A 19,467-nucleotide genomic window follows, 5' to 3' on the forward strand; every position below is an offset into this window, starting at 1 on the left:
GCGAAAGCGGGGACTCCGAGGGCTTGCAACGACGCTGGCTTCCCGCATGCGCGGGAACGACGCGATCCAGGGGGACGGCACCGCCGTCCCCTTTTTCATGGCCGCGCGTGCCCGCGGGCGCTTCGGCGACCCCTCAACGCAAGCTCGGCTAGAATGGCGGCAGAACGGCGCCGGTCTGGCGGCGACCTATCACGACATGACCGAATCCGTCATCCCCATCTTCGACCTGCGCGAGCATCGCTATCACTCGATGCAGCCCGCGATTCCGGCGCAACTCGAATCGCCGACCGGGCTGTTGGCCGACCGTCGCGGACGGCCGCTGCACGACCTGCGCATCTCGGTGACCGACCGCTGCAATTTCCGCTGCGTCTACTGCATGCCGAAGGAAGTCTTCGACAAGGACTACACCTTCCTGCCGCATTCGGAACTGCTCAGCTTCGAGGAGATCGAGCGCGTCGCGCGGCTGTTCGTCGCCCACGGCGTCGAGAAGATCCGGCTGACCGGCGGCGAGCCGCTGCTGCGCAAGAACATCGAGAAGCTGGTCGAGATGCTGGCGCGCATCGAGACGCCCGCCGGCAAGCCGCTGGACCTGACGCTGACCACCAACGCCTCGCTGCTGGCCCGCAAGGCGCGCGCGCTGCGCGATGCCGGGCTGACGCGGGTTTCGGTCAGCCTCGATGCGATCGACGACGCCACCTTCCGCCGCATGAACGACGTCGACTTCGCCGTGGCGGACGTGCTCAAGGGCATCGAGACCGCGCAGGCGGTCGGGCTGGCGCCGCTCAAGGTCAACATGGTGGTCAAGCGCGGCACCAACGACGCCGAGATCGTGCCGATGGCGCGCCATTTCCGCGGCAGCGGCATCATCGTGCGCTATATCGAATTCATGGACGTGGGCGCCAGCAACCACTGGCGCATGGACGAGGTGCTGCCGTCCGATGAAGTGGTCGCGCGCATCGACGCGGAATTCCCGCTCGAGCCGATCGCCGCCAACTACAGCGGCGAGACGGCGCAGCGCTGGCGCTACCGCGACGGCGCCGGCGAGATCGGCGTGATTTCCAGCGTCACCCACGCCTTCTGCGGCGATTGCAGCCGCATCCGGCTGTCGACCGAGGGCCGGCTCTACCTGTGCCTGTTCGCCACCGAGGGCTACGACCTGCGCGCGCTGCTGCGCGGCGGGCACAGCGATCTCGAGATCGCCAACGCGATCGCCGGTGTCTGGCGCGAACGCACCGACAACTATTCGGAGCAGCGCGGCGACGCGCAGGTGCGCGCGGCCCGCGCGGCCCGCAAGATCGAGATGTCCTATATCGGCGGCTAGGCGTTCGCCTCGCCCCCGACCCCGTTCAACGCTTCACCGCTTTTCCCCGACACCTGCGATGATCGAACGCGAAGACATTACCGGCCTGATCCTGGCCGGCGGACGCGGCAGCCGCATGGGCGGCACCGACAAGGGCCTGCAGTCGCTGCGCGGCGCGCCGATGGCGATGCACACGATGATGCGGCTGGCGCCGCAGACCGGCGCGCTGCTGATCAACGCCAACCGCAATCTGGCCGCCTACGAATCGTTCGGCGTGCCGGTGGTCACCGACTCGGTGCCCGACTTCGCCGGCCCGCTGGCCGGCATGCTGGCGGGGCTGGAACAGTGCCAGACCCGCTGGATGGTCACCGCCCCGTGCGATTCGCCGTTCCTGCCGACCGATCTGGTCGCGCGGCTGGCGCAGGCAATCGAGCGCGAAGGCGCCGAGATGGCGATGCCGGTCACCGTCGACGAACAGGGCCGCCGTCAGACCCAGCCGGTATTCCTGCTGATGCCGCATACCGCGCTGGACAGCCTGGTGGTCTTCCTCAACGGCGGCGGCCGCAAGATCGAGGCCTGGGCCTCGCAGCATCGGCTGGCCGAAGTGCCGTTCGACGACGCGGCGCCCTTCGCCAACATCAACACGCTGGACGAACTGCGCACCTTCGAGGCGCGCTGAGCGGGGGCCGAGGCGCGGCCCTGAGCTGCTCCACCGCCCTCGCCGCCCTGCTGTCCTGCTGCCCTGCTGCCCGACCGGCGCACGACCCCTCGCCAGCCTGAGCCCCGAACCGAACCCGAACCCGAACCGAACCCCAACGCGAACCCTGCCATGCCGTCCCTGCAATCCGTGATCTCCTGCCTGTCCGACTACGATCCCAGCGCGCTGCCCGTGGAGCAGGCCAACCGGATCATCGCCGAGGTGATCGAACCGGTCAGCGGCATCGAGCAGGTCGCGATCCGCTCGGCGCTGGATCGCGTGCTGGCCGAGGACGTAGTCTCGCCGATCGACGTGCCGGCGCACGACAACTCCGCGATGGACGGCTATGCCTTCTCCAGCGCCGCGCTGCAGGCGGCGAACGGCGGCGAGGTGACGCTGCGCGTCATCGGCACCGCGCTGGCCGGCGAGACCCACGGGCTGACCCCGGCGGCCGGCGAGGCGGTACGCATCATGACCGGCGCCGTGATGCCCGTCGGCTGCGACACGGTGATCCCGCAGGAATTCACGCAGGCCGTGCCGGGGGCGGGCAGCGAATCGGGCGGCGAAGCGGCAGGCGAAGCGGTGCGCTTTGCCGCCGACGCGGTCCGGGCCGGCGACAACCGCCGCCTGCGCGGCGAGGACCTGGCCCGCGGCAAACCCGCGCTGAACCAGGGGCGCGTGCTGCAGCCGGCCGACCTCGGCCTGCTGGCCTCGCTCGGCATCGCCGAGGTCAAGGTACGGCGCCGCCTGCGCGTGGCCTTCTTCTCGACCGGCGACGAACTGCGCTCGATCGGCGAGCCGCTCGACGCCGGCTGCGTCTACGACTCGAACCGCTACACGCTGCACGGCATGCTGCGACGCCTGCATGTCGAGCTGATCGACATGGGCGTGGTGCGCGACGATCCGGCCGCGCTTGAGGCTGCGCTGCGCAGCGCGTGCGAGAACGCGGATGCGGTGATCACCTCGGGCGGCGTGTCGGTCGGCGAAGCCGACTACACCAGGCAGATCATGGCCGAACTCGGCGACGTGACCTTCTGGAAGATCGCGATGCGCCCCGGCCGGCCGATGGCCTTCGGCCGCATCGCGTCGAACGGCCATCAGGCGCTGCTGTTCGGCCTGCCGGGCAATCCGGTCGCCGTGATGGTGACCTTCTACCATTTCGTCCGCGCCGCGCTGCATCGGATGATGGGCGCGGACATCGCGCCGCCGCCGCTGATGCGCGTGCGCAGCGCGCACGCCATCCGCAAGAAGCCCGGCCGCACCGAATACCAGCGCGGCATCCTCGCGCGCGGCGCCGACGGCCAGTGGGAGGTGCGCATTACCGGCCAGCAGGGGTCCGGCGTGCTGCGCTCGATGAGCGAGGCCAACTGCTTCATCGTGCTGGGCCACGAGCAAGGCGGCGTCGCGGCCGGCGATCCGGTCGAGGTGATGCTGTTCGAGGGCCTGCTGTAAGGCCGGGGCACCGCGCCCAGCCCCCTCGCCGCCCCCATCGCTGGACCTTCGCTCGACCCATCGCGCATCCGCCTGCGGGCCGGCGGGTTCGTCCCTCGCCACTGTCGTTTTTTTGCGTACCGAAGCCGTGCGTGCGGCCGCCCCGGCGGGGCGAGGCTATGCGCCACGCCACCCATTCGCTACACTTGCCGCACCCCAACTCTTCCCCACTGCCACGCTGTCATGAATCAGGAGATCGCTTACCTCCACCCCGTCAAGACCGCACGCGCGCTCGTTCTGGTCTACCTGTGCTTCTCGGTGCCGATCGTGTCGATGGGGTTGTTCGTGGCCTTTGTCCGCTACGGCGATCTGCCCGGCATCACGGTGTTCACCGCGCTGATCCTGAATGCGCTGGTCGGTTTCGGCCTGCTGTGGCTGGCCTGCAAGGCCTACAACTGGGTGGCGGCCCGCTTCGGCGGCATCGAGGTGACGATCCGCAATCTGCCGCCCGAGGGGCAATAAGCTCCGGCAGCCGGGCCCTTCTCCGACAAAGAAAGCGCATCCCGGCGGATGCGCTTTTTTTTTTGCTCGGACGCTGCCGCCGGCAGCCCCCAGGCCGGCGGGCCCGAATCCCTGCCGGCGCCGCTCAGGCCGCCGGGCCGGCATCCTTCGGCCCGGCCTCGCCGTCGTCCTCCTCCGGCAAGCCCAGCAGCTGCTCGGCGGCCTCGGACGGCAGCGCCTCGACCTTGCGCAGCTTGCGCGCCATCTGGCGGCTGCGTACCTCGGCCTGCTCGATATTGCGGGCGGCGCGCTCGAGCGTGTCGCGCGTGCGCGCCAGCACGTCGCCGAACTTGCCGAACTCGGTCTTGACCGCGCCCAGCACCTCCCACACCTCGCTCGAGCGCTTTTCCAGCGCCAGCGTGCGAAAGCCCATCTGCAGGCTGTTCAGCACGGCGGTCAGCGTGGTCGGGCCGGCCACCGTGACGCGATGATTGCGCTGCAGCAGGTCCGTCAATCCGGGCCGGCGCAGCACCTCGGCATACAGGCCCTCGGTCGGCAGGAACAGGATGGCGAAGTCGGTGGTGGCCGGCGGCGACAGGTACTTCTCGGCGATGGTCTGGGCCTCGCGCTTGATGGCCACTTCGAGTTCGCGCCCGGCGGCGGCCACGCCTTCGACATCGCCGCGTTCCTGCGCGTCGGTCAGCCGTTCGTACTGCTCCTTGGGGAACTTGGCGTCGATCGGCAGCCAGACCGTGCCGTTGCCGCTGCCGCTCCCTCCGCCGTTGCCGACGCCCACTTCCTTGCCCGGCAGGCGGATTGCGAACTCGACGCGCGCGCCCGAGTTCGGCACGGTCTCGACGTTGCGCGCGTACTGCTCGGGCGTCAGGATCTGCTGCAGCAGCATTTCCAGCTGGACCTCGCCCCAGGTGCCGCGCGTCTTCACATTGGTCAGCACGCGCTTGAGGTCGCCGACGCCCTGCGCCAGCATCTGCATCTCGCCCAGGCCGCGATGCACCTGCTCGAGCCGGTCCGACACCATGCGGAACGATTCGCCCAGCCGCTGCTCCAGCGTCGCGTGCAGCTTCTCGTCGACGGTGCGCCGCATCTCGTCTAGCTTGGCGGCGTTGTTGGCCTCGATGTCCTTGAGCTTCTGCTCCAGCGTGGCGCGCACCTCTCCCAGGCGCCGCTCGTTCGATTCGGTCAGCTTGGCGAGCTGCTGCGCGAACATGTCGATCTGGTTGTTCTGCAGCGTGGCGATATGCGTCATCTGCGCCGACAGCGTCTGCTGGAAGCGCATCATCTGCTCGCTGGTTTCGTCGCGCCCCAGTCGCGCGGCCTCGGCAACCTCGCCGCGCAGGCTGCGTTCGAGCCGTTCGCTGTCGCGCTCGCCGCGTTCGCGCCAGTCGGCCAGGCGTTGCATCAGTTCCGCATGCAGCTGCCCGGCGCTGCCGTCGCGCCCGCGCATCAGCAGCACGACGAGCGTCAGCAGGGTCAGCAGCAGGATCGCGGCCAGCGCGATCAGGATCAGCGAGGAGGAAGACATCGGGGATCGAGTCATGAAGCCGGGTGGAAGCCGGCGCCGCCGCGGCCAGGCCGGGCGTGGCCACCGCGCGGTGGCCACCACAGCGGCAAGCTAGCGGCGCGCCAGCACTTCGGGGTTCAGCACACAAGGCGGCCGGCCGGCATCGGGCCCGGCGCCGAGCGCGGCAATCAGATTGTCGGCGGCGAGATTGGCCATCGCGCGCCGCGTCTTTTCGGAGGCGCTGGCGATATGCGGGGTCAGCACGACGTTGGGCACCTGCAGCAGCGCGGGATGGACCTTGGGCTCGCCCTCGAACACATCCAGCCCCGCGGCGAAGATGCGCCGCTCGCGCAGCGCCTCGGCCAGCGCCGCATCGTCGACGATGCCGCCGCGTGCGAGGTTGATCAGCGTCGCGGTCGGCTTCATCTGCGCCAGTTCGGCCGCGCCGATCGCATGGTGGCTCTGCTCGCTGTACGGCAGCACCAGGATCAGGTGGTCGGACTCGCGCAGCAGTTCGGCCTTGCTGACGTAGCGCGCGCCCAGCCCCTGCTCGATCTCGGCCGGCAGCTGGCTGCGATTGTGGTACAGCACCGTCATGCCGAAACCGGCGGCGCGCCTTGCCAGCGCCTGGCCGATGCGGCCCATGCCGAGGATGCCCAGCTTGCTGCCGTGCAGGTCCATGCCGAGGAACATGTCGTAGGACCAGCGCTCCCATTTGCCGGCGCGCAGGAAGTGCTCCGACTCGGTGACGCGCCGCGCGGTGGCCATCAGCAGCGCCCAGCCGAAATCGGCGGTGGTCTCGGTCAGCACGTCCGGCGTGTTGGTGGCGACGATGCCGGCCGCCGTCAGCGCAGGCAGGTCCAGGTTGTTGTAGCCCACCGCCATGTTGCAGACCGCGCGTAGTTCGGGCAGCGCGCCGATCAGCCCGGCGTCGATGCGGTCGGCGGCATTGGAAAGCACACCGGCCTTGCCGGCCAGGCGTGCCTTCAGCGCGGCGGCGTCGAGCGGCACGTCCGGCTGGTTATGGTCGACCTCGAAATACTGCGCGAGGCGTTCGATCACATCGGGGAAGATCGCCCGCGTGACCAGCACGGCCGGACGCGGCGAGGAAGATTGCGCTTGGGATTGCGGTTGGGATTGCGAAGCCATCGTGAACCTCAGACGCGGAAGAACAGCAGGGTCATCACCCCGAACAGCGGCACCAGGATGCCGCAGGACCACAGCATATAACCGAAGAAGCTCGGCATGCGCACGCCGCGGTCCTCGGCGATCGCCTTGACCATCAGGTTCGGCGCATTGCCGATATAGGTGTTGGCGCCCATGAATACGGCGCCGGCCGAGATCGCCGCCAGCGTGGTGGCGTCGCGCGTCATCAGCGTGGCCGCGTCGCCGCCGGCGGTATTGAAGAACACCAGGTAGGTCGGCGCGTTGTCGAGGAAGGACGACAGCAGGCCGGTCGCCCAGAAATACATGCTGTCGATCGGCTGGCCGTTGCTGTCGCTGACGGCGCGGATCACGCCGGCGAAGGCACCGTCGGTGCCCGCCTTCAGCATCGCGATCACCGGGATGATGGTCAGGAAGATGCCGGCGAACAGCTTGCCCACTTCCAGGATCGGATCCCAGTTGAACTCGTTGCCGGCGCGCGCGCTGTGCGGCGTGATCGCCAGCGACACCAGCGCCACCACCACCAGCGCCACGTCGCGCACCAGCGCCTGCAACGGCACCACGGTGCCCATCACGTCGAACGCGATATCCGATTGCCACAGGCCGCTCATCAGCACCAGCGCCATGATCGCCAGCAGCAGCGCGAAATTGGCCTTGCCGTCGATGCGGATGCCGCGCGAATCCGGCGTCGGATCGAGCCGCGGCGGCAGTTCCTCCTCGCGATTGAGGAAGTAGTGGCGATCGACGAAATAGAAGATCACCAGCAGCGCGATGCACAGGAACAGCGTCTGCGGAAAGATATGGCGCGTGGTCCAGAAGAATTCGACGCCCTTCAGGAAGCCGAGGAACAGCGGCGGATCGCCCAGCGGCGTCAGCGAACCGCCCGCATTGGCGACCAGGAAGATGAAGAAGACCACCACGTGCGCGACATGGCGGCGGTTGTCGTTGGCGCGCAGCAGCGGACGGATCAGCAGCATCGCCGCGCCGGTGGTGCCCATCACGCTGGCCAGGCAGGTGCCGAGCGCGAGGATGCCGGTGTTCAGCTTCGGCGTGCCATGCAGGTTGCCCTGCACGCAGATGCCGCCCGCGACGATATACAGCGCGCCGATCAGCACGATGAACGGAATGTACTCGGCCACCAGCGCATGCACGACGTTGGCCGTGGCGGCATGCATGCCGAATGCGAGCGCGAACGGCACCAGGAACAGCAGGCCCCAGGCGGCGGCGACCTTGCCGAAGTGGTGATGCCAGAAGCGCGGCGCCAGCAGCGGAAACAGCGCGATCGACAGCAGGATGCCGGCGAAGGGCAAGGCCCACTGCGGCCCCAGCACGGCGCCGTCCAGTTCGGCGGCGCCGGCCAGCGCGGGGAACATCGCCAGCATGGCCGGCAGCGCCAGCCGGGGCGCGTTGGACAAGCGCGGCGCGAGGGCGGACTGCATCGTGTTCGGTCTCCTGTTATTGCTGTTTGTTGGAAGTGGGTCGAATGCGGGATGCCCGTCGTCGTATCAGGGCCGGCGCGACGGGATGCGGCGCGGGAGAGCAGGACGGGCGTCGCGTGCCGTGGCGCAGCGATATTCAGGCCGGCTCAACCACGCTCAACCACGCTGCGGCACGCACGAAAACCGTTCCGGCACGCACCTGCACGTCAACGCGCCCTCAGGCCTGTTCGACCAGCACCACGTGCACGCGATACGGCCCGTGCGCGCCCAGCACGATGGTCTGCTCGATATCGCCGGTACGGGACGGGCCACTGATGATGTTGGTCGCGCGCGGCAGCTCACCGCGCTCGGCGCGCACCAGCGCGAAGGCTTCCTCGAGGTCGGCGACGATGCGGCCGGCCGGCACCACCGCGATATGGGTCTCGGGCAGCAGCGCGCCGGAGGCGAAGGTTTCCGGCCCCGACAGCAGCATCAGCGAACCGGTCTCGGCGATCGCGCAGAAGCAGCCGGTGATGCCGACCAGATCGCCATGGTCTCGGTCCGCCTCCGGATCGCGCAGCGGCGGCCGCGCTTCGACCGCGATGCCCTGCGCCTGCCAGTCGAGCGCGGCGAGCGCGGGCCAGGCGACCGCGCGCGGGGGCAGCGCCAGTCCGCTCAGATAGTGCGCCACCGCCGCCGGCACGTCGGCCAGCGTGGCGACGCGCTGGACCGTCGAGGCCATCTTGCGCGCCTGCACGCTGAACGCTTCGACCAGATCGCCCGCCACGCCGGGACGCGGCCCTTGCGGATGGCGCGCCAGGTAGTCGGCCACCGCCTCGCGCTCGCCTCGGGTCGGTTGCGCCGGCCGCCCCTGGGCGGCACGGATACGGGCGAAGATGCGGTCGCGAGCGGAATCGGTATTCATGGTGCGGACGATCGGTGTCGGGAGGCCGGGGCAGCGGGCATTATAAGTCCCCCTGCCCGCGGCTTTCGCCGAAACGCAGCGGGAAGCGGCCGCCGGACGCAGCCGCCGGAAGCCGCCGCCCGAAGCTGCGTCCGGAAGCGGCGGCGGAAAGCAGCGGCGGAAAGCGGTTGCGGAAACCGGCCAGGATCAGGCCGGCTCGACGCCGAACACCTGGCGCAGATAGCCAAGGTAGGCCGGATCGTCGCACATGGTCTTTTCCGGCGTGTCCGACAGCTTGGCGACCGGTTGCCCGTTGCAGCGGACCATCTTGATGACGATCTGCAGCGGCGTGTAGCCCAGGTCGTTGGTCAGATTGGTGCCGACGCCGAACGCCAGCCGGCAGCGGCCGCCGAAGCGTTCGTACAGCTCGATCACGCGCGGGATATTGAGGTTGTCGCTGAAGATCAGCGTCTTGCTGCGCGGATCGACGCGGTTCCTGCTGTAGTGCTCCAGCATCCGCTCGCCCCAGGCCACCGGATCGCCCGAGTCGTGCCGCACGCCGTCGAACAGCTTGCAGAAGTACAGATCGAAGTCGTTCAGGAAGGCATCGAAGCCGTAGGTGTCGGACAGCGCGATGCCGAGGTCGCCGCGATATTCGCGCGCCCAGGTCTCCAGCGCGAACACCTGCGAATCGCGCAGCCGCGGCCCGAGCGACTGGCAGGCCTGCAGGTATTCGTGGGCCATGGTGCCGAGCGGCGTCAGGTTGTGCTTGCGGGCGAAATGCACGTTGCTGGTGCCGGCCAGCTGCGGTCCCAGCAGTTGCTGCATCGACGACAGCACCTCCTCCTGCCAGTCGCGCGAGAAGCGCCGGCGCGTGCCGTAGTCGGCGATCACGCAGTCGTCGCGGCCCGGCATGCGCAGCAGCGCCAGCTTGTCGACCAGCCGGCGCCGGCCTTCCTCCCAGTCGGGCTGCGGCTGGGTATGGCGGAAGTACACCTCGTTGACGATCGCCAGCAGCGGGACTTCGAACAGGATGGTATGCAGCCACGGGCCGCGGATCGTGATGTCGATTTCGCCCGGATGCGTCGGCGACGGGTTCACCGACACGTATTTGGCGTTGAGCTGGAAGAGGCCGAGGAAATCGACGAAATCGCTCTTGATGAAGCGGAAGCCGCGCAGATATTCCAGTTCGTCCTCGGTGAAGCGCAACTGGCACAGCAATTCGATCTGCGCGCGGATCTCGTCCGCGTACGGCGTCAAATCCACGCCGGCATTGCGGCATTTGAAGCGGTACTCGACCTGGGCCGCCGGAAAATGATGCAGCACGACCTGCATCATCGTGAATTTGTAGAGGTCGGTGTCGAGCAGAGATTGGATGATCATGGCGTAACCCGCACAAGTGTGCCGAATCAGGCCCACATGCTAACCCATCGGGCGACCTCGTCGCGCATGGGGCCAATGCGCGACGGCGGCCCATACCGGGACCAAAGCGGCCACCGGATCGACCCGCGGACCAATGCCGAACAGTGCCGCATAAAGAAATAAGAAAACTATCTGATTCGGCTATATAGGGCCGCTGTGCGGCACGAACGGGTCGGCTACAATACCGATCTTTGAAAGGCCGCGGTCGACGCTCGTCCCGCGTGTGCGTGCGCTGTACGGGAACAAGCGCGGACACAAGCACGGGGCACAAGTACCGGCACAAGCGGCCCAAAACAGTCTCCCATCGAAGCCGATCCGTTTTCCTGGAACCGAAATGACTCACGTTGTCACCGAATCCTGCATCCGTTGCCGCTATACCGACTGCGTTGACGTGTGTCCGGTTGATTGTTTCCGCGAGGGCCCCAATTTCCTCGCGATCGATCCGGACGAGTGCATCGACTGCGCGGTGTGCGTCGCGGAGTGTCCGGTCAACGCGATCTATGCCGAGGAAGACGTGCCGGGCGACCAGCTGCAGTTCATCGAACTGAACGCCGAACTGGCCCGCAGCTGGCCTTCGATCACCAAGACCAAGGCCCCGCTGCCCGAGGCCGAGGAATGGAAGGACGCCACCGGCAAGCTGCAATACCTGGAACGCTGAGCCGACGCGCCAGCCACCCCCACCCGATAGCGACAAAGAGAAGGCCGTCCCCACGCGCTTTCCCGCAATGCCGGGCACCCCGTGCCCCCAAACGTATCAGGACGCATATGGACTTGAGCATCCCCAACCCCGTCGCGGACACCACCAATCAGGTCGGCGGCAACGCTGGCGGTGGCCAGCCCCTCGAAATCGACGCGCTGATCGTCGGCGCCGGTCCGGTCGGCCTGTTCCAGGTCTTCGAACTCGGCCTGCTCGAGATCAAGGCGCACGTGATCGACTCGCTGAAGGTCGTCGGCGGCCAATGCGTCGAGCTGTATCCGGACAAGCCGATCTATGACATCCCGGCGGTGCCGATCTGCACCGGCCAGGAGCTGACCGACAACCTGCTCAAGCAGATCGAGCCGTTCGAGCCGACCTTCCATCTCGGCCAGGAAGTCTCGGTGGTCGAGCGCCAGGAGGACGGCCGCTTCTTCGTCGAGACCTCGCTCGGTACCCGCTTCCTGACCAAGACCATCTTCATCGCCGCCGGCGTCGGTTCGTTCCAGCCGCGCACGCTGAAGGTCGAGGGCCTGGACAAGTTCGACGGCAAGCAGCTGTTCTACCGCGTCAAGGATCCGAGCCGCTTCCACGGCCGCAACCTGGTGATCGTCGGCGGCGGCGACTCGGCGCTGGACTGGACGCTGGACCTGGTCGGCAAGGCCGAGTCGGTCGTGCTGATCCACCGTCGCGACGGCTTCCGCGCCGCACCGGCCTCGGTCGCCAAGATGAAGGAACTGTGCGAGCAGATGGAGATGCAGTTCATGGTCGGCCAGATCAGCGGCTACGAGGAAAAGGACGGCGTGCTGACCGAGATCAAGGTCACCGGCGGCGACGGCGTGACGCGCCGCATGCCGCTGGACGATCTGCTGGTGTTCTTCGGGCTGTCGCCCAAGCTCGGCCCGATCGCCGAATGGGGCCTGGACCTGGAGCGCAAGCAGATCAAGGTCGATACCGAGAAGTTCGAGACCAATATCCCGGGCATCTTCGCGGTCGGCGACATCAACACCTATCCGGGCAAGAAGAAGCTGATCCTGTCGGGCTTCCACGAGGCCGCGCTGGCCGCCTTCGGCGCCGCCCCGTACATCTTCCCCGAGAAGAAGATCCACATGCAGTACACGACGACCTCGCCGAAGCTGCACAAGATCCTGGGCGTCGAATCGCCGGTGTTCGACTGAGCGATGCTCGACGGAGCGATGCATGGCCAACGCCGGGCATCGTCTCGCAGGTCTGTTGAAGAACCGCCTTCGGGCGGTTTTTCATTGCCTCCCGCAAATTCTTCTTGGCATTCCGCTCGCCCGCCGTCTATAATGCGCCCCTCGCCAACGCACATTCGCGGCACCGGATCGGCCCCAGGGCTTCCGACCCAACGAATGCGCAGGCAGGCCGGACACTTCGGCGCGGCGTTTTGCGGATGACGCAACGACAACAAAATGTCGAAACGTTGTTGACGAAGTAACGAGAAACTGGCTATAATCCTTTTCTCAGCTGTTCCCCGATAGCTCAGTCGGTAGAGCGACGGACTGTTAATCCGCAGGTCCCTGGTTCGAGCCCAGGTCGGGGAGCCAAAGAATAAAAGGCCCGCCATCCGAGATGGCGGGCCTTTTCACTGGTGCGCTGGCATCCTGCGTGACCGACCCTGTCGCGACTCGCACGCCCACCCTTCCGGTCCACTGCCCCGCCATGCTTGCGGGGTTTTGCCAACACCCAGCTCCGCGGGTATCGGCAGCGAGCACAGGCTCGAGGCTGCCGAGGCTCACCGTTCCACCCCGCCGCAGCAGCGGCACCCCGAAGGACAAGCTTTGACCAAGATCGTTTTGAAGCCGGGCGAACCGGTTGACGTCGCCATGCGGCGATTCCGCCGGGCCATTCTGCAAAATGGCCTGATCGTCGAACTGAAGAGCCGCACGGCCTACGAGAAGCCGACCACCGAGCGCAAGCGCAAGAAGAAGGCCGCCGAGTCGCGCCTGCGCAAGCGTCTGCGCATGCAGATGCTGCCGAAGAAGATGTACTGATCGTCTTCGACTGCCGGGAGTCCCGCTGGCGCGGCCCATCGTCCGCCGCGTGACCCCCGTTGCTGTCCCGTTCTCCCACCGCCCGGGAGAACGCGCACTCCCCCGGGGAGCGCCCTCTCGTCCAGCCATCTGGCCGACGACACCCGCTGCGCCACCCATCCCCACAGCCGATATCGGGCCCCTGCCCCGGCTGCTACAGTACGTTCCTGTTGTCTCGCCCCAGGAACCGTTTCCGCATGTCTTCCGGCCAGTCTTCGCGTCCGTCCTCGCGTCCGTCCTCGCGTCCGTCCTCGCGTCCGTCCTCGCGTCCGTCTTTGCGTCCATTCTCCAGCCTGACGATCGGCCCGTCGCAGTGGCGTCTCGCCTTCTGGCTATGCCTGTGCGCCGTGCTGACGCTCGCATTGATGCCGCCAACGACGCCGATGCCGACCACCGGCTGGGACAAGAGCAACCACCTGCTGGCGTTCGCCACGCTGGGCGTGCTCGGATGGCGCGCCTATCCGGCGCGGCCATGGGCCGTGCCGCTCGGCTTGCTGGTCTATGGCGGACTGATCGAGTGGCTGCAGTCGATGACGCCCTACCGCTCCGCCGACGCCATCGACATATTGGCCGACGCGCTGGGCCTCGCGCTGGGGTGGCTGATGCACGGACTGGTGCGTGCGCTGATGCGCCGCCTGCGGGCACGACGCGCGGCCTGACGGGCCTGGCCGGCATAACCGGCATAAACGGCATAAACGGCATAGCGGGCCTGGTGGAGCCTGGCCCCCGGCCGGATTGACCGACGCCCTGCTGCGGCGCGCCAAGGACCGATCGCAAGCAGATCGGCATAATGGCGGGATTGCGCCAGGCGCGCTTCACCGGAACGCTGCGTTGACTGCCATTCTCGAATTGCGCCACGTGCGCAAGCAATACGGCAACACCGTCGTCGTCGACGATCTGAGCCTGCAGGTGCAGCGCGGCCAGTGCTTCGGCCTGCTGGGCCCCAACGGCGCCGGCAAGACCACCACGCTGCGCCTGCTGCTCGGGCTGACCACGCCGGCCTCGGGCGAGCTGACGCTGTGCGGCGAACCGGTTCCCGCCCGCGCGCCGCAGGCCCGCATGCGCGTCGGCGTGGTGCCGCAGTTCGACAATCTCGACCCGGACTTCACCGTGGTCGAGAACCTGCGCATCTTCGGCCGCTATTTCGGCCTGTCGGCCGCCGAGATCGAACGGCGCGTGCCGATGCTGCTCGAATTCGCCCGCCTGGAAAACCGCGCCGACGCGCATGTGCGCGACCTGTCCGGCGGCATGCGCCGGCGCCTGACGGTAGCGCGGGCGCTGATCAACGATCCCGACCTGCTGGTGATGGACGAGCCGACCACCGGGCTGGACCCGCAGGCGCGCCATCTGATCTGGGACCGGCTCAAGTCGCTGCTGGCCGCCGGCAAGACCATTCTGCTGACCACCCATTTCATGGAGGAGGCCGAGCGGCTGTGCAACTATCTGTGCGTGATCGACGGTGGCCGCAAGATCGCCGAAGGCAAGCCGCACGAGCTGATCGACCGGCAGATCGGCTGCGACGTGGTCGAGGTCTATGGCGAGGAACTGGACGCGCTGCGCGAGCGCTTGGCGCCGCTGGCCGAGCGCACCGAGAAGAGCGGCGAGACGCTGTTCTGCTACGTGCGCGAGCCCGAGCCGCTGCTGGCGGCGCTGCACGGCAATGGCGGCATCCGCTACCTGCATCGCCCGGCCAATCTGGAGGATGTGTTCCTGAAACTGACCGGCCGCGAGATGCGGGATTGAACGCCTGACCGGCCTGCCCGCAGCCGAGCCGCAGCCAGCTTGACGCTCACCCGCACCGAGCCCTCAACGACCCCGCAACCCATCCGCAGCCCACCGCCACGCACCGAACCATCGAGGAAACCATGAGCGAACGAGACCCGGACCCGGGCAACGACGGCAAGCTGGCCACCGCGGCGGCGGCGTCCGGCGGCGCGACCCTCACCACGCGGCGCTATCCGCAGCCGCTGTGGCCGCTGAACCTGCGCAACTGGACCATGGTCTGGTATCGCAACTACCGCGTCTGGCGCAAGCTGGCGATCCCGTCGATGATCGGCAACCTGGCCGATCCGATGATCTACCTGTTCGGCCTGGGACTGGGGCTCGGCCTGCTGGTCGGACGCGTCGACGGCGTCTCGTACATTGCCTTCCTCGCCGCCGGCACCACCGCCTCCAGCGTGATGATGTCGGCCAGCTTCGAGTCGATGTATTCGGCCTTCTCGCGCATGCACGTGCAGCGCACCTGGGAGGCCATCATGCACGCGCCGCTGACGCTGGGCGACGTGGTGCTCGGCGAGGTGCTGTGGGCGGCCAGCAAGGCCGTGCTGTCGGGCGTGGCGATCATGCTGGTGGCCAGCGCGCTGGGCTATGCGCAGATGCCGAACGCGCTGCTGGCGCTGCCGGTGATCGCGCTGGCGGGCATCGCCTTCGCCAGCCTGGCGATGATCGTCACCGCGCTTGCGCCCAGCTACGACTTCTTCATGTTCTACCAGACGCTGGTGATGACGCCGATGCTGCTGCTGTCGGGCGTGTTCTTTCCGCTGGAACAGCTGCCGCCCGGCGTGCAGGCCGCCACGCAGGCGCTGCCGCTGGCGCACGCGGTGGCGCTGATCCGGCCGCTGATGCTGGATCGCCCGGTCGACCAGGTCGGCCTGCATCTGGCCGTGCTGGCCGCCTATGCGGCGGTGGCGCTGGTGGTGGCGCTGATGCTGCTGCGCCGGCGGATGCTGCGGTAAGTTCGGCGCCCCGCGTGCTGGGGGACACGCCATGGAAAAAGCCGACCCTGGGGCCGGCTTTTTCCTCGTCGATCGAATCGAGCGAATTAAGCGAATCGATTGGATCGCGCGAATCGAGCGAATCGAGCGGGTCGGGCGGGTCGAGCGCGTCGAGCGCGTCGAGTAGGTCGAGCGCGTCGAGTCAGTGAAGCTTAGTCGCCCAAGCCGCGCAGCAGATCCGCCTTCAGGTCCTCGACCGACTCCAGCCCCACCGCCATGCGGATCAGGCCCTCGCCGATGCCGGCCGCGGCCTTGGCCTCGGGGCTGACGCGTGCGTGCGTGGTGGTGTACGGATGCGTCACGGTGGTGCGCGTGTCGCCCAGGTTGCCGGTGATCGAGCACAGGCGCGTGCTGTCGATCACGCGCCAGGCGTTGGCGCGCTGCTGTTCCGGCGTCGCGCCCTTCAGTTCGAACGACACGATGGCCCCGCCGCCGCTCTGCTGGCGCATCGCGATGTCGTGCTGCGGATGCGACTTCAGCGCGGGGTGATAGACCCGTGCCACCGCCGGATGCGATTCGAGGAACTGGGCCAGCGCCAGCGCGCTGGCCGAATGGCGCTCCATGCGGATCGCCAGCGTCTCCATGCCCTTGAGCATCACCCAGGCGTTGAAGGCGGACAGCGTCGGGCCGGCGGTCCGCACGAAGGGGAACACCTTGCCCATGATGAAGTCGTGCTTGCCCAGCACCGCGCCGCCGAGCACGCGGCCCTGGCCGTCGATATGCTTGGTCGCCGAATGCACCACGAGGTCGGCGCCGAAGCGCAGCGGCTGCTGCAGCGCCGGCGAGCAGAAGCAGTTGTCGACCACCAGCAGCGCACCGGCGTCGTGCGCGATATCCGCCACCGCGGCGATGTCGGCCACCTCCGTCAGCGGGTTCGACGGCGTCTCGAGGAAGAACAGCTTGGTGTTCGGCTTGACCGCGGCGCGCCAGCCGGCTAGGTCGGTGCCGTCGACGAAGGTGGTCTCGACGCCGAACTTGGCGAAGATGTTCGAGAACAGCGTCATCGTCGAGCCGAAGATCGCGCGCGAGCTGACGAGGTGGTCGCCGGCCTGCATCGACGACAGCACCACCGACAGGATCGCGCTCATGCCCGAGGCGGTCGCCATGCAGGCCTCGGCGCCTTCCAGCGCGGCCAGCCGCTGCTGGAACATGCTGACGGTCGGATTGGTGAAGCGCGAGTAGGTGTAGCCCTCTTCCGAGTTGGCGAAGCGCTCGGCCGCCTCGGCGGCGCTGCCGAAGCAGAAGCTCGACGTCAGGTACATCGCCTCGGAATGCTCCATGAACTCGCTGCGCAGCGTGCCGGCGCGCACGCCGAGCGTATCAATGCCGAGGGAGTCGAGGTCGAGCGGGTCGTTCATGGTCGGGGCAATCGTGGGTAGCGATGGAATGGCTCCCCTCCCCCGCGCGCGGGAGAGGGGTTGGGACAGGGAGAAACCGGCGGGCCTTACTCGTTGCCGCCCGAGCGCTGCAGATGCAGCTGCGAACGCTCGGTATCGCCGCCGCCTTCGCGGTCGGCTTCGCTGCGTGCGGTCTCGAGGCGGTCCAGATAGGCCTCGTCGATATCGCCGGTGATGTACTTGCCGTCGAAGCACGAGGCCTCGAAGTCCTTCAGCGCCGGGTTGATGTCGCGCACCGCCTGCTTCATCGCCTCGACGTCCTGATAGACCAGCTGGTCCGCGCCGATCATGCGGCAGATCTCGTCATGGCTGCGGCCATGCGCGACCAGCTCGCTGCGGGTCGGCATGTCGATGCCGTAGACGTTGGGGAACTTCACCGGCGGCGCCGCGGACGCGAAGATCACCTTGTTGGCGCCCGCATCGCGCGCCATCTGCACGATCTCGAACGAGGTGGTGCCGCGCACGATCGAGTCGTCGACGATCAGCACGTTCTTGCCCTTGAACTCGACGCCCATCGCGTTGAGCTTCTGGCGCACCGACTTCTTGCGCACCGCCTGGCCCGGCATGATGAAGGTGCGGCCGACATAGCGGTTCTTGAAGAAGCCCTCGCGATAGTTCAGGCCCAGCTTGTTGGCGACCTGCATCGCCGCCGGCCGGCTCGAATCGGGAATCGGCATCACCACGTCGATATCGCCCGCGCTGACTTCGCTGCGGATCTTCTCGGCCAGGTAATCGCCCATGCGCAGGCGCGCGTCGTAGACCGGCACGCCGTCGATGCACGAATCCGGCCGCGCCAGGTAGACGTATTCGAAGATGCAGGAATTGAGCAGCGGATTGTCGGCGCACTGCTTGGTGTACAGCTTGCCGTCCAGGTCGATGAAGATCGCCTCGCCCGGCGCCACGTCGCGCTCGAGCTTGTAGCCGATGCCTTCGAGCGCCACCGATTCCGACGCGACCATCCATTCCTTGCCCGTCGCCGTCTCGATGCTGCCCAGGCACAGCGGGCGGATGCCGAACGGATCGCGCACGGCCAGCATGCCGTAGCCGGCGATCTGCGCGGCGATCGCATACGAGCCGCGCACGCGGCGGTGCATGCCCGCCACCGCGGCGAAGATGATCTCGGGATCGAGCGAGGTGTCGTTGCTGGCGCGCTGCAGCTCGTCGGCCAGCACGTTCAGCAGCACCTCGGTATCCGAGTGCGTATTGATGTGGCGGCGATCGCGCCGGAACATCTCCTCGCGCAGCTGCTGCCAGTTGGTCAGGTTGCCGTTATGCGCCAGGATGATGCCGTACGGCGCATTGACGTAGAACGGCTGCGCCTCTTCCTCGCTGGAGGCCGAGCCCGCGGTCGGGTAGCGCACCTGGCCGATGCCCGCCGCGCCCGGCAGGCCGCGCATGTTGCGCGTGCGGAACACGTCGCGCACCAGGCCGTTGGCCTTGTGCATGTGGAAGGTGCTGCCGTTGGCGGTCGCGATGCCAGCGGCGTCCTGACCGCGATGCTGCAACAGCAGCAGGCTGTCGTAAATCAACTGATTGACGGGCGTGGCAGACACCACACCGACGATACCGCACATGCCAAGCTCCCAGGAAAGGCTTTGATTCGGCGCGCCCTGCGCGCTGCCGACGGCAGACCAGGCGCGAAAAGTTCATGCCGGGCGCGCGCCCGGCCTCAGGTTCTGACGTATTTGGCGATTTCCGGCGGCAACCAGGGCCGCAGCGACTCCATCGCGGCGATGACATAGGGGCGCGACACCGCGTCGCGCCAGAAAGGTTCGTCGGGCATCTTGGTGAAGCCGGCCAACGTGACCAGCAGCATCACCACCAGCGCGCCGCGCGCCACCCCGAACACCAGTCCAAGCCCGCGATCCGCCGGCTTCAGGCCGGTGGTTTCCAGCAACTGGCCGATCACCGCGCCGGCCAGCGCCGCGGCAATGACGGTGCCGAAGAACAATACCGCGAATCCGGCGGCGCTGCGCGCGAGCGCGCCGCCGGGCAGCGACTCGGGCATCCATTGCGTCGCGACGCCGACATAGTTGTAGGCCACGAAAAAGGCCGCGATCCACCCCACCAGCGACAGCAGTTCGCGCATCAGGCCGCGCAGCGCGCCGACCAGCCCCGAGGCGACCAGCACGAACACGACCGCGTAGTCGAAGAACGTGAGCTGCATTCCCGCGAGCACCGCCGTCCGC

Annotated in this window: 19 protein-coding genes and 1 tRNA gene; 12 read left to right on the forward strand and 8 right to left on the reverse strand. The window is 67.8% G+C overall.

The window, feature by feature from the left end:
• Window positions 1-196: 196 nt before the first annotated feature.
• From moaA to KZ686_RS14130, 4 genes are all read left to right on the forward strand, one after another.
• Window positions 197-1,321: a GTP 3',8-cyclase MoaA gene (moaA, locus tag KZ686_RS14115; RefSeq protein WP_149317021.1), complete on the forward strand. Its 1,125-nt coding sequence runs from the start codon at window positions 197-199 to the stop codon at window positions 1,319-1,321.
• Between the two features lie 58 nt (window positions 1,322-1,379).
• The gene (gene mobA, locus KZ686_RS14120) at window positions 1,380-1,979 is read left to right on the forward strand and encodes a molybdenum cofactor guanylyltransferase MobA (RefSeq protein ID WP_150083598.1); all 600 of its coding nucleotides are present in this window, start codon (window positions 1,380-1,382) and stop codon (window positions 1,977-1,979) included.
• Window positions 1,980-2,129: 150 nt separating this feature from the next.
• Complete coding sequence (moeA, locus tag KZ686_RS14125) at window positions 2,130-3,449, forward strand: molybdopterin molybdotransferase MoeA (RefSeq protein ID WP_265632662.1); 1,320 nt, start codon at window positions 2,130-2,132, stop codon at window positions 3,447-3,449.
• A gap of 222 nt (window positions 3,450-3,671) precedes the next feature.
• Window positions 3,672-3,950, forward strand: coding sequence for a hypothetical protein (locus tag KZ686_RS14130; RefSeq protein WP_150083596.1), 279 nt, complete (start codon window positions 3,672-3,674; stop codon window positions 3,948-3,950).
• 124 nt (window positions 3,951-4,074) lie between these two features.
• Here KZ686_RS14130 and KZ686_RS14135 read toward each other — a convergent pair whose 3' ends face one another.
• The 5 genes from KZ686_RS14135 to pncB form a co-directional block, all read right to left on the reverse strand.
• Window positions 4,075-5,472, reverse strand: a complete 1,398-nt coding sequence (locus KZ686_RS14135) for a DNA recombination protein RmuC (protein ID WP_150083595.1) — start codon at window positions 5,470-5,472, stop codon at window positions 4,075-4,077.
• 90 nt (window positions 5,473-5,562) lie between these two features.
• Window positions 5,563-6,600 (reverse strand): 2-hydroxyacid dehydrogenase, encoded by a 1,038-nt coding sequence (locus tag KZ686_RS14140; protein ID WP_150083594.1) that lies wholly within the window; start codon window positions 6,598-6,600, stop codon window positions 5,563-5,565.
• Between the two features lie 8 nt (window positions 6,601-6,608).
• Complete coding sequence (locus KZ686_RS14145; RefSeq protein ID WP_265632663.1) at window positions 6,609-8,054, reverse strand: sodium:proton antiporter; 1,446 nt, start codon at window positions 8,052-8,054, stop codon at window positions 6,609-6,611.
• A 217-nt stretch (window positions 8,055-8,271) separates the two neighbouring features.
• A complete protein-coding gene (locus KZ686_RS14150) occupies window positions 8,272-8,958 on the reverse strand; it encodes a LutC/YkgG family protein (protein WP_265632664.1) in 687 nt (228 codons plus the stop codon).
• Window positions 8,959-9,144: 186 nt separating this feature from the next.
• Entirely contained in the window at window positions 9,145-10,320 is a 1,176-nt protein-coding gene (pncB, locus tag KZ686_RS14155; protein WP_149317013.1) for a nicotinate phosphoribosyltransferase, read from the reverse strand.
• A gap of 373 nt (window positions 10,321-10,693) precedes the next feature.
• Here pncB and fdxA point away from each other — a divergent pair, with 373 nt between their 5' ends.
• From fdxA to KZ686_RS14195, 8 genes are all read left to right on the forward strand, one after another.
• A complete protein-coding gene (gene fdxA / locus KZ686_RS14160) occupies window positions 10,694-11,017 on the forward strand; it encodes a ferredoxin FdxA (protein ID WP_226107524.1) in 324 nt (107 codons plus the stop codon).
• Between the two features lie 107 nt (window positions 11,018-11,124).
• Complete coding sequence (locus tag KZ686_RS14165; protein ID WP_149317012.1) at window positions 11,125-12,231, forward strand: NAD(P)/FAD-dependent oxidoreductase; 1,107 nt, start codon at window positions 11,125-11,127, stop codon at window positions 12,229-12,231.
• A gap of 314 nt (window positions 12,232-12,545) precedes the next feature.
• Window positions 12,546-12,621, forward strand: a tRNA-Asn gene (locus KZ686_RS14170).
• A gap of 234 nt (window positions 12,622-12,855) precedes the next feature.
• Window positions 12,856-13,068 (forward strand): 30S ribosomal protein S21, encoded by a 213-nt coding sequence (gene rpsU, locus KZ686_RS14175; RefSeq protein WP_006578041.1) that lies wholly within the window; start codon window positions 12,856-12,858, stop codon window positions 13,066-13,068.
• 236 nt (window positions 13,069-13,304) lie between these two features.
• Window positions 13,305-13,766 (forward strand): VanZ family protein, encoded by a 462-nt coding sequence (locus KZ686_RS14180; RefSeq protein WP_407648490.1) that lies wholly within the window; start codon window positions 13,305-13,307, stop codon window positions 13,764-13,766.
• A 172-nt stretch (window positions 13,767-13,938) separates the two neighbouring features.
• Window positions 13,939-14,850, forward strand: coding sequence for a nodulation factor ABC transporter ATP-binding protein NodI (nodI, locus tag KZ686_RS14185; RefSeq protein WP_149317010.1), 912 nt, complete (start codon window positions 13,939-13,941; stop codon window positions 14,848-14,850).
• A 122-nt stretch (window positions 14,851-14,972) separates the two neighbouring features.
• Window positions 14,973-15,842, forward strand: coding sequence for an ABC transporter permease (locus KZ686_RS14190; RefSeq protein WP_223819659.1), 870 nt, complete (start codon window positions 14,973-14,975; stop codon window positions 15,840-15,842).
• 31 nt (window positions 15,843-15,873) lie between these two features.
• Complete coding sequence (locus KZ686_RS14195) at window positions 15,874-16,008, forward strand: hypothetical protein (RefSeq protein ID WP_265632665.1); 135 nt, start codon at window positions 15,874-15,876, stop codon at window positions 16,006-16,008.
• 25 nt (window positions 16,009-16,033) lie between these two features.
• Here the strand turns inward: KZ686_RS14195 and KZ686_RS14200 are convergent, their stop codons facing one another.
• The 3 genes from KZ686_RS14200 to KZ686_RS14210 all read right to left on the reverse strand — a co-directional run bounded on the left by KZ686_RS14200 (window position 16,034) and on the right by KZ686_RS14210 (window position 19,445).
• On the reverse strand, window positions 16,034-17,239 hold the full coding sequence (locus KZ686_RS14200; RefSeq protein WP_149317009.1) for an O-succinylhomoserine sulfhydrylase: 1,206 nt from the start codon (window positions 17,237-17,239) through the stop codon (window positions 16,034-16,036).
• An 86-nt stretch (window positions 17,240-17,325) separates the two neighbouring features.
• On the reverse strand, window positions 17,326-18,852 hold the full coding sequence (purF, locus tag KZ686_RS14205; RefSeq protein ID WP_265632666.1) for an amidophosphoribosyltransferase: 1,527 nt from the start codon (window positions 18,850-18,852) through the stop codon (window positions 17,326-17,328).
• Window positions 18,853-18,947: 95 nt separating this feature from the next.
• Window positions 18,948-19,445, reverse strand: a complete 498-nt coding sequence (locus KZ686_RS14210) for a CvpA family protein (RefSeq protein ID WP_149317007.1) — start codon at window positions 19,443-19,445, stop codon at window positions 18,948-18,950.
• Window positions 19,446-19,467: the final 22 nt, after the last annotated feature.

Origin of the sequence: Cupriavidus cauae (assembly GCF_026210475.1) — a bacterium.
GTDB classification, from domain to species: domain Bacteria; phylum Pseudomonadota; class Gammaproteobacteria; order Burkholderiales; family Burkholderiaceae; genus Cupriavidus; species Cupriavidus cauae.

Excerpts from the sequence above, each read along its gene's own strand:
- KZ686_RS14135 (WP_150083595.1), bottom strand. The coding sequence starts at position 5,472 with ATGTCTTCCTCCTCGCTGATCCTGATCGCGCTGGCCGCGATCCTGCTG.
- KZ686_RS14165 (WP_149317012.1), top strand. The coding sequence starts at position 11,125 with ATGGACTTGAGCATCCCCAACCCCGTCGCGGACACCACCAATCAGGTC.
- KZ686_RS14180 (WP_407648490.1), top strand. The coding sequence starts at position 13,305 with ATGTCTTCCGGCCAGTCTTCGCGTCCGTCCTCGCGTCCGTCCTCGCGT.
- fdxA (WP_226107524.1), top strand. The coding sequence starts at position 10,694 with ATGACTCACGTTGTCACCGAATCCTGCATCCGTTGCCGCTATACCGAC.
- KZ686_RS14145 (WP_265632663.1), bottom strand. The coding sequence starts at position 8,054 with ATGCAGTCCGCCCTCGCGCCGCGCTTGTCCAACGCGCCCCGGCTGGCG.
- mobA (WP_150083598.1), top strand. The coding sequence starts at position 1,380 with ATGATCGAACGCGAAGACATTACCGGCCTGATCCTGGCCGGCGGACGC.
- KZ686_RS14210 (WP_149317007.1), bottom strand. The coding sequence starts at position 19,445 with ATGCAGCTCACGTTCTTCGACTACGCGGTCGTGTTCGTGCTGGTCGCC.
- KZ686_RS14200 (WP_149317009.1), bottom strand. The coding sequence starts at position 17,239 with ATGAACGACCCGCTCGACCTCGACTCCCTCGGCATTGATACGCTCGGC.
- KZ686_RS14140 (WP_150083594.1), bottom strand. The coding sequence starts at position 6,600 with ATGGCTTCGCAATCCCAACCGCAATCCCAAGCGCAATCTTCCTCGCCG.
- pncB (WP_149317013.1), bottom strand. The coding sequence starts at position 10,320 with ATGATCATCCAATCTCTGCTCGACACCGACCTCTACAAATTCACGATG.
- KZ686_RS14130 (WP_150083596.1), top strand. The coding sequence starts at position 3,672 with ATGAATCAGGAGATCGCTTACCTCCACCCCGTCAAGACCGCACGCGCG.
- KZ686_RS14195 (WP_265632665.1), top strand. The coding sequence starts at position 15,874 with ATGGAAAAAGCCGACCCTGGGGCCGGCTTTTTCCTCGTCGATCGAATC.
- KZ686_RS14150 (WP_265632664.1), bottom strand. The coding sequence starts at position 8,958 with ATGAATACCGATTCCGCTCGCGACCGCATCTTCGCCCGTATCCGTGCC.
- KZ686_RS14190 (WP_223819659.1), top strand. The coding sequence starts at position 14,973 with ATGAGCGAACGAGACCCGGACCCGGGCAACGACGGCAAGCTGGCCACC.
- moaA (WP_149317021.1), top strand. The coding sequence starts at position 197 with ATGACCGAATCCGTCATCCCCATCTTCGACCTGCGCGAGCATCGCTAT.
- moeA (WP_265632662.1), top strand. The coding sequence starts at position 2,130 with ATGCCGTCCCTGCAATCCGTGATCTCCTGCCTGTCCGACTACGATCCC.
- purF (WP_265632666.1), bottom strand. The coding sequence starts at position 18,852 with ATGTGCGGTATCGTCGGTGTGGTGTCTGCCACGCCCGTCAATCAGTTG.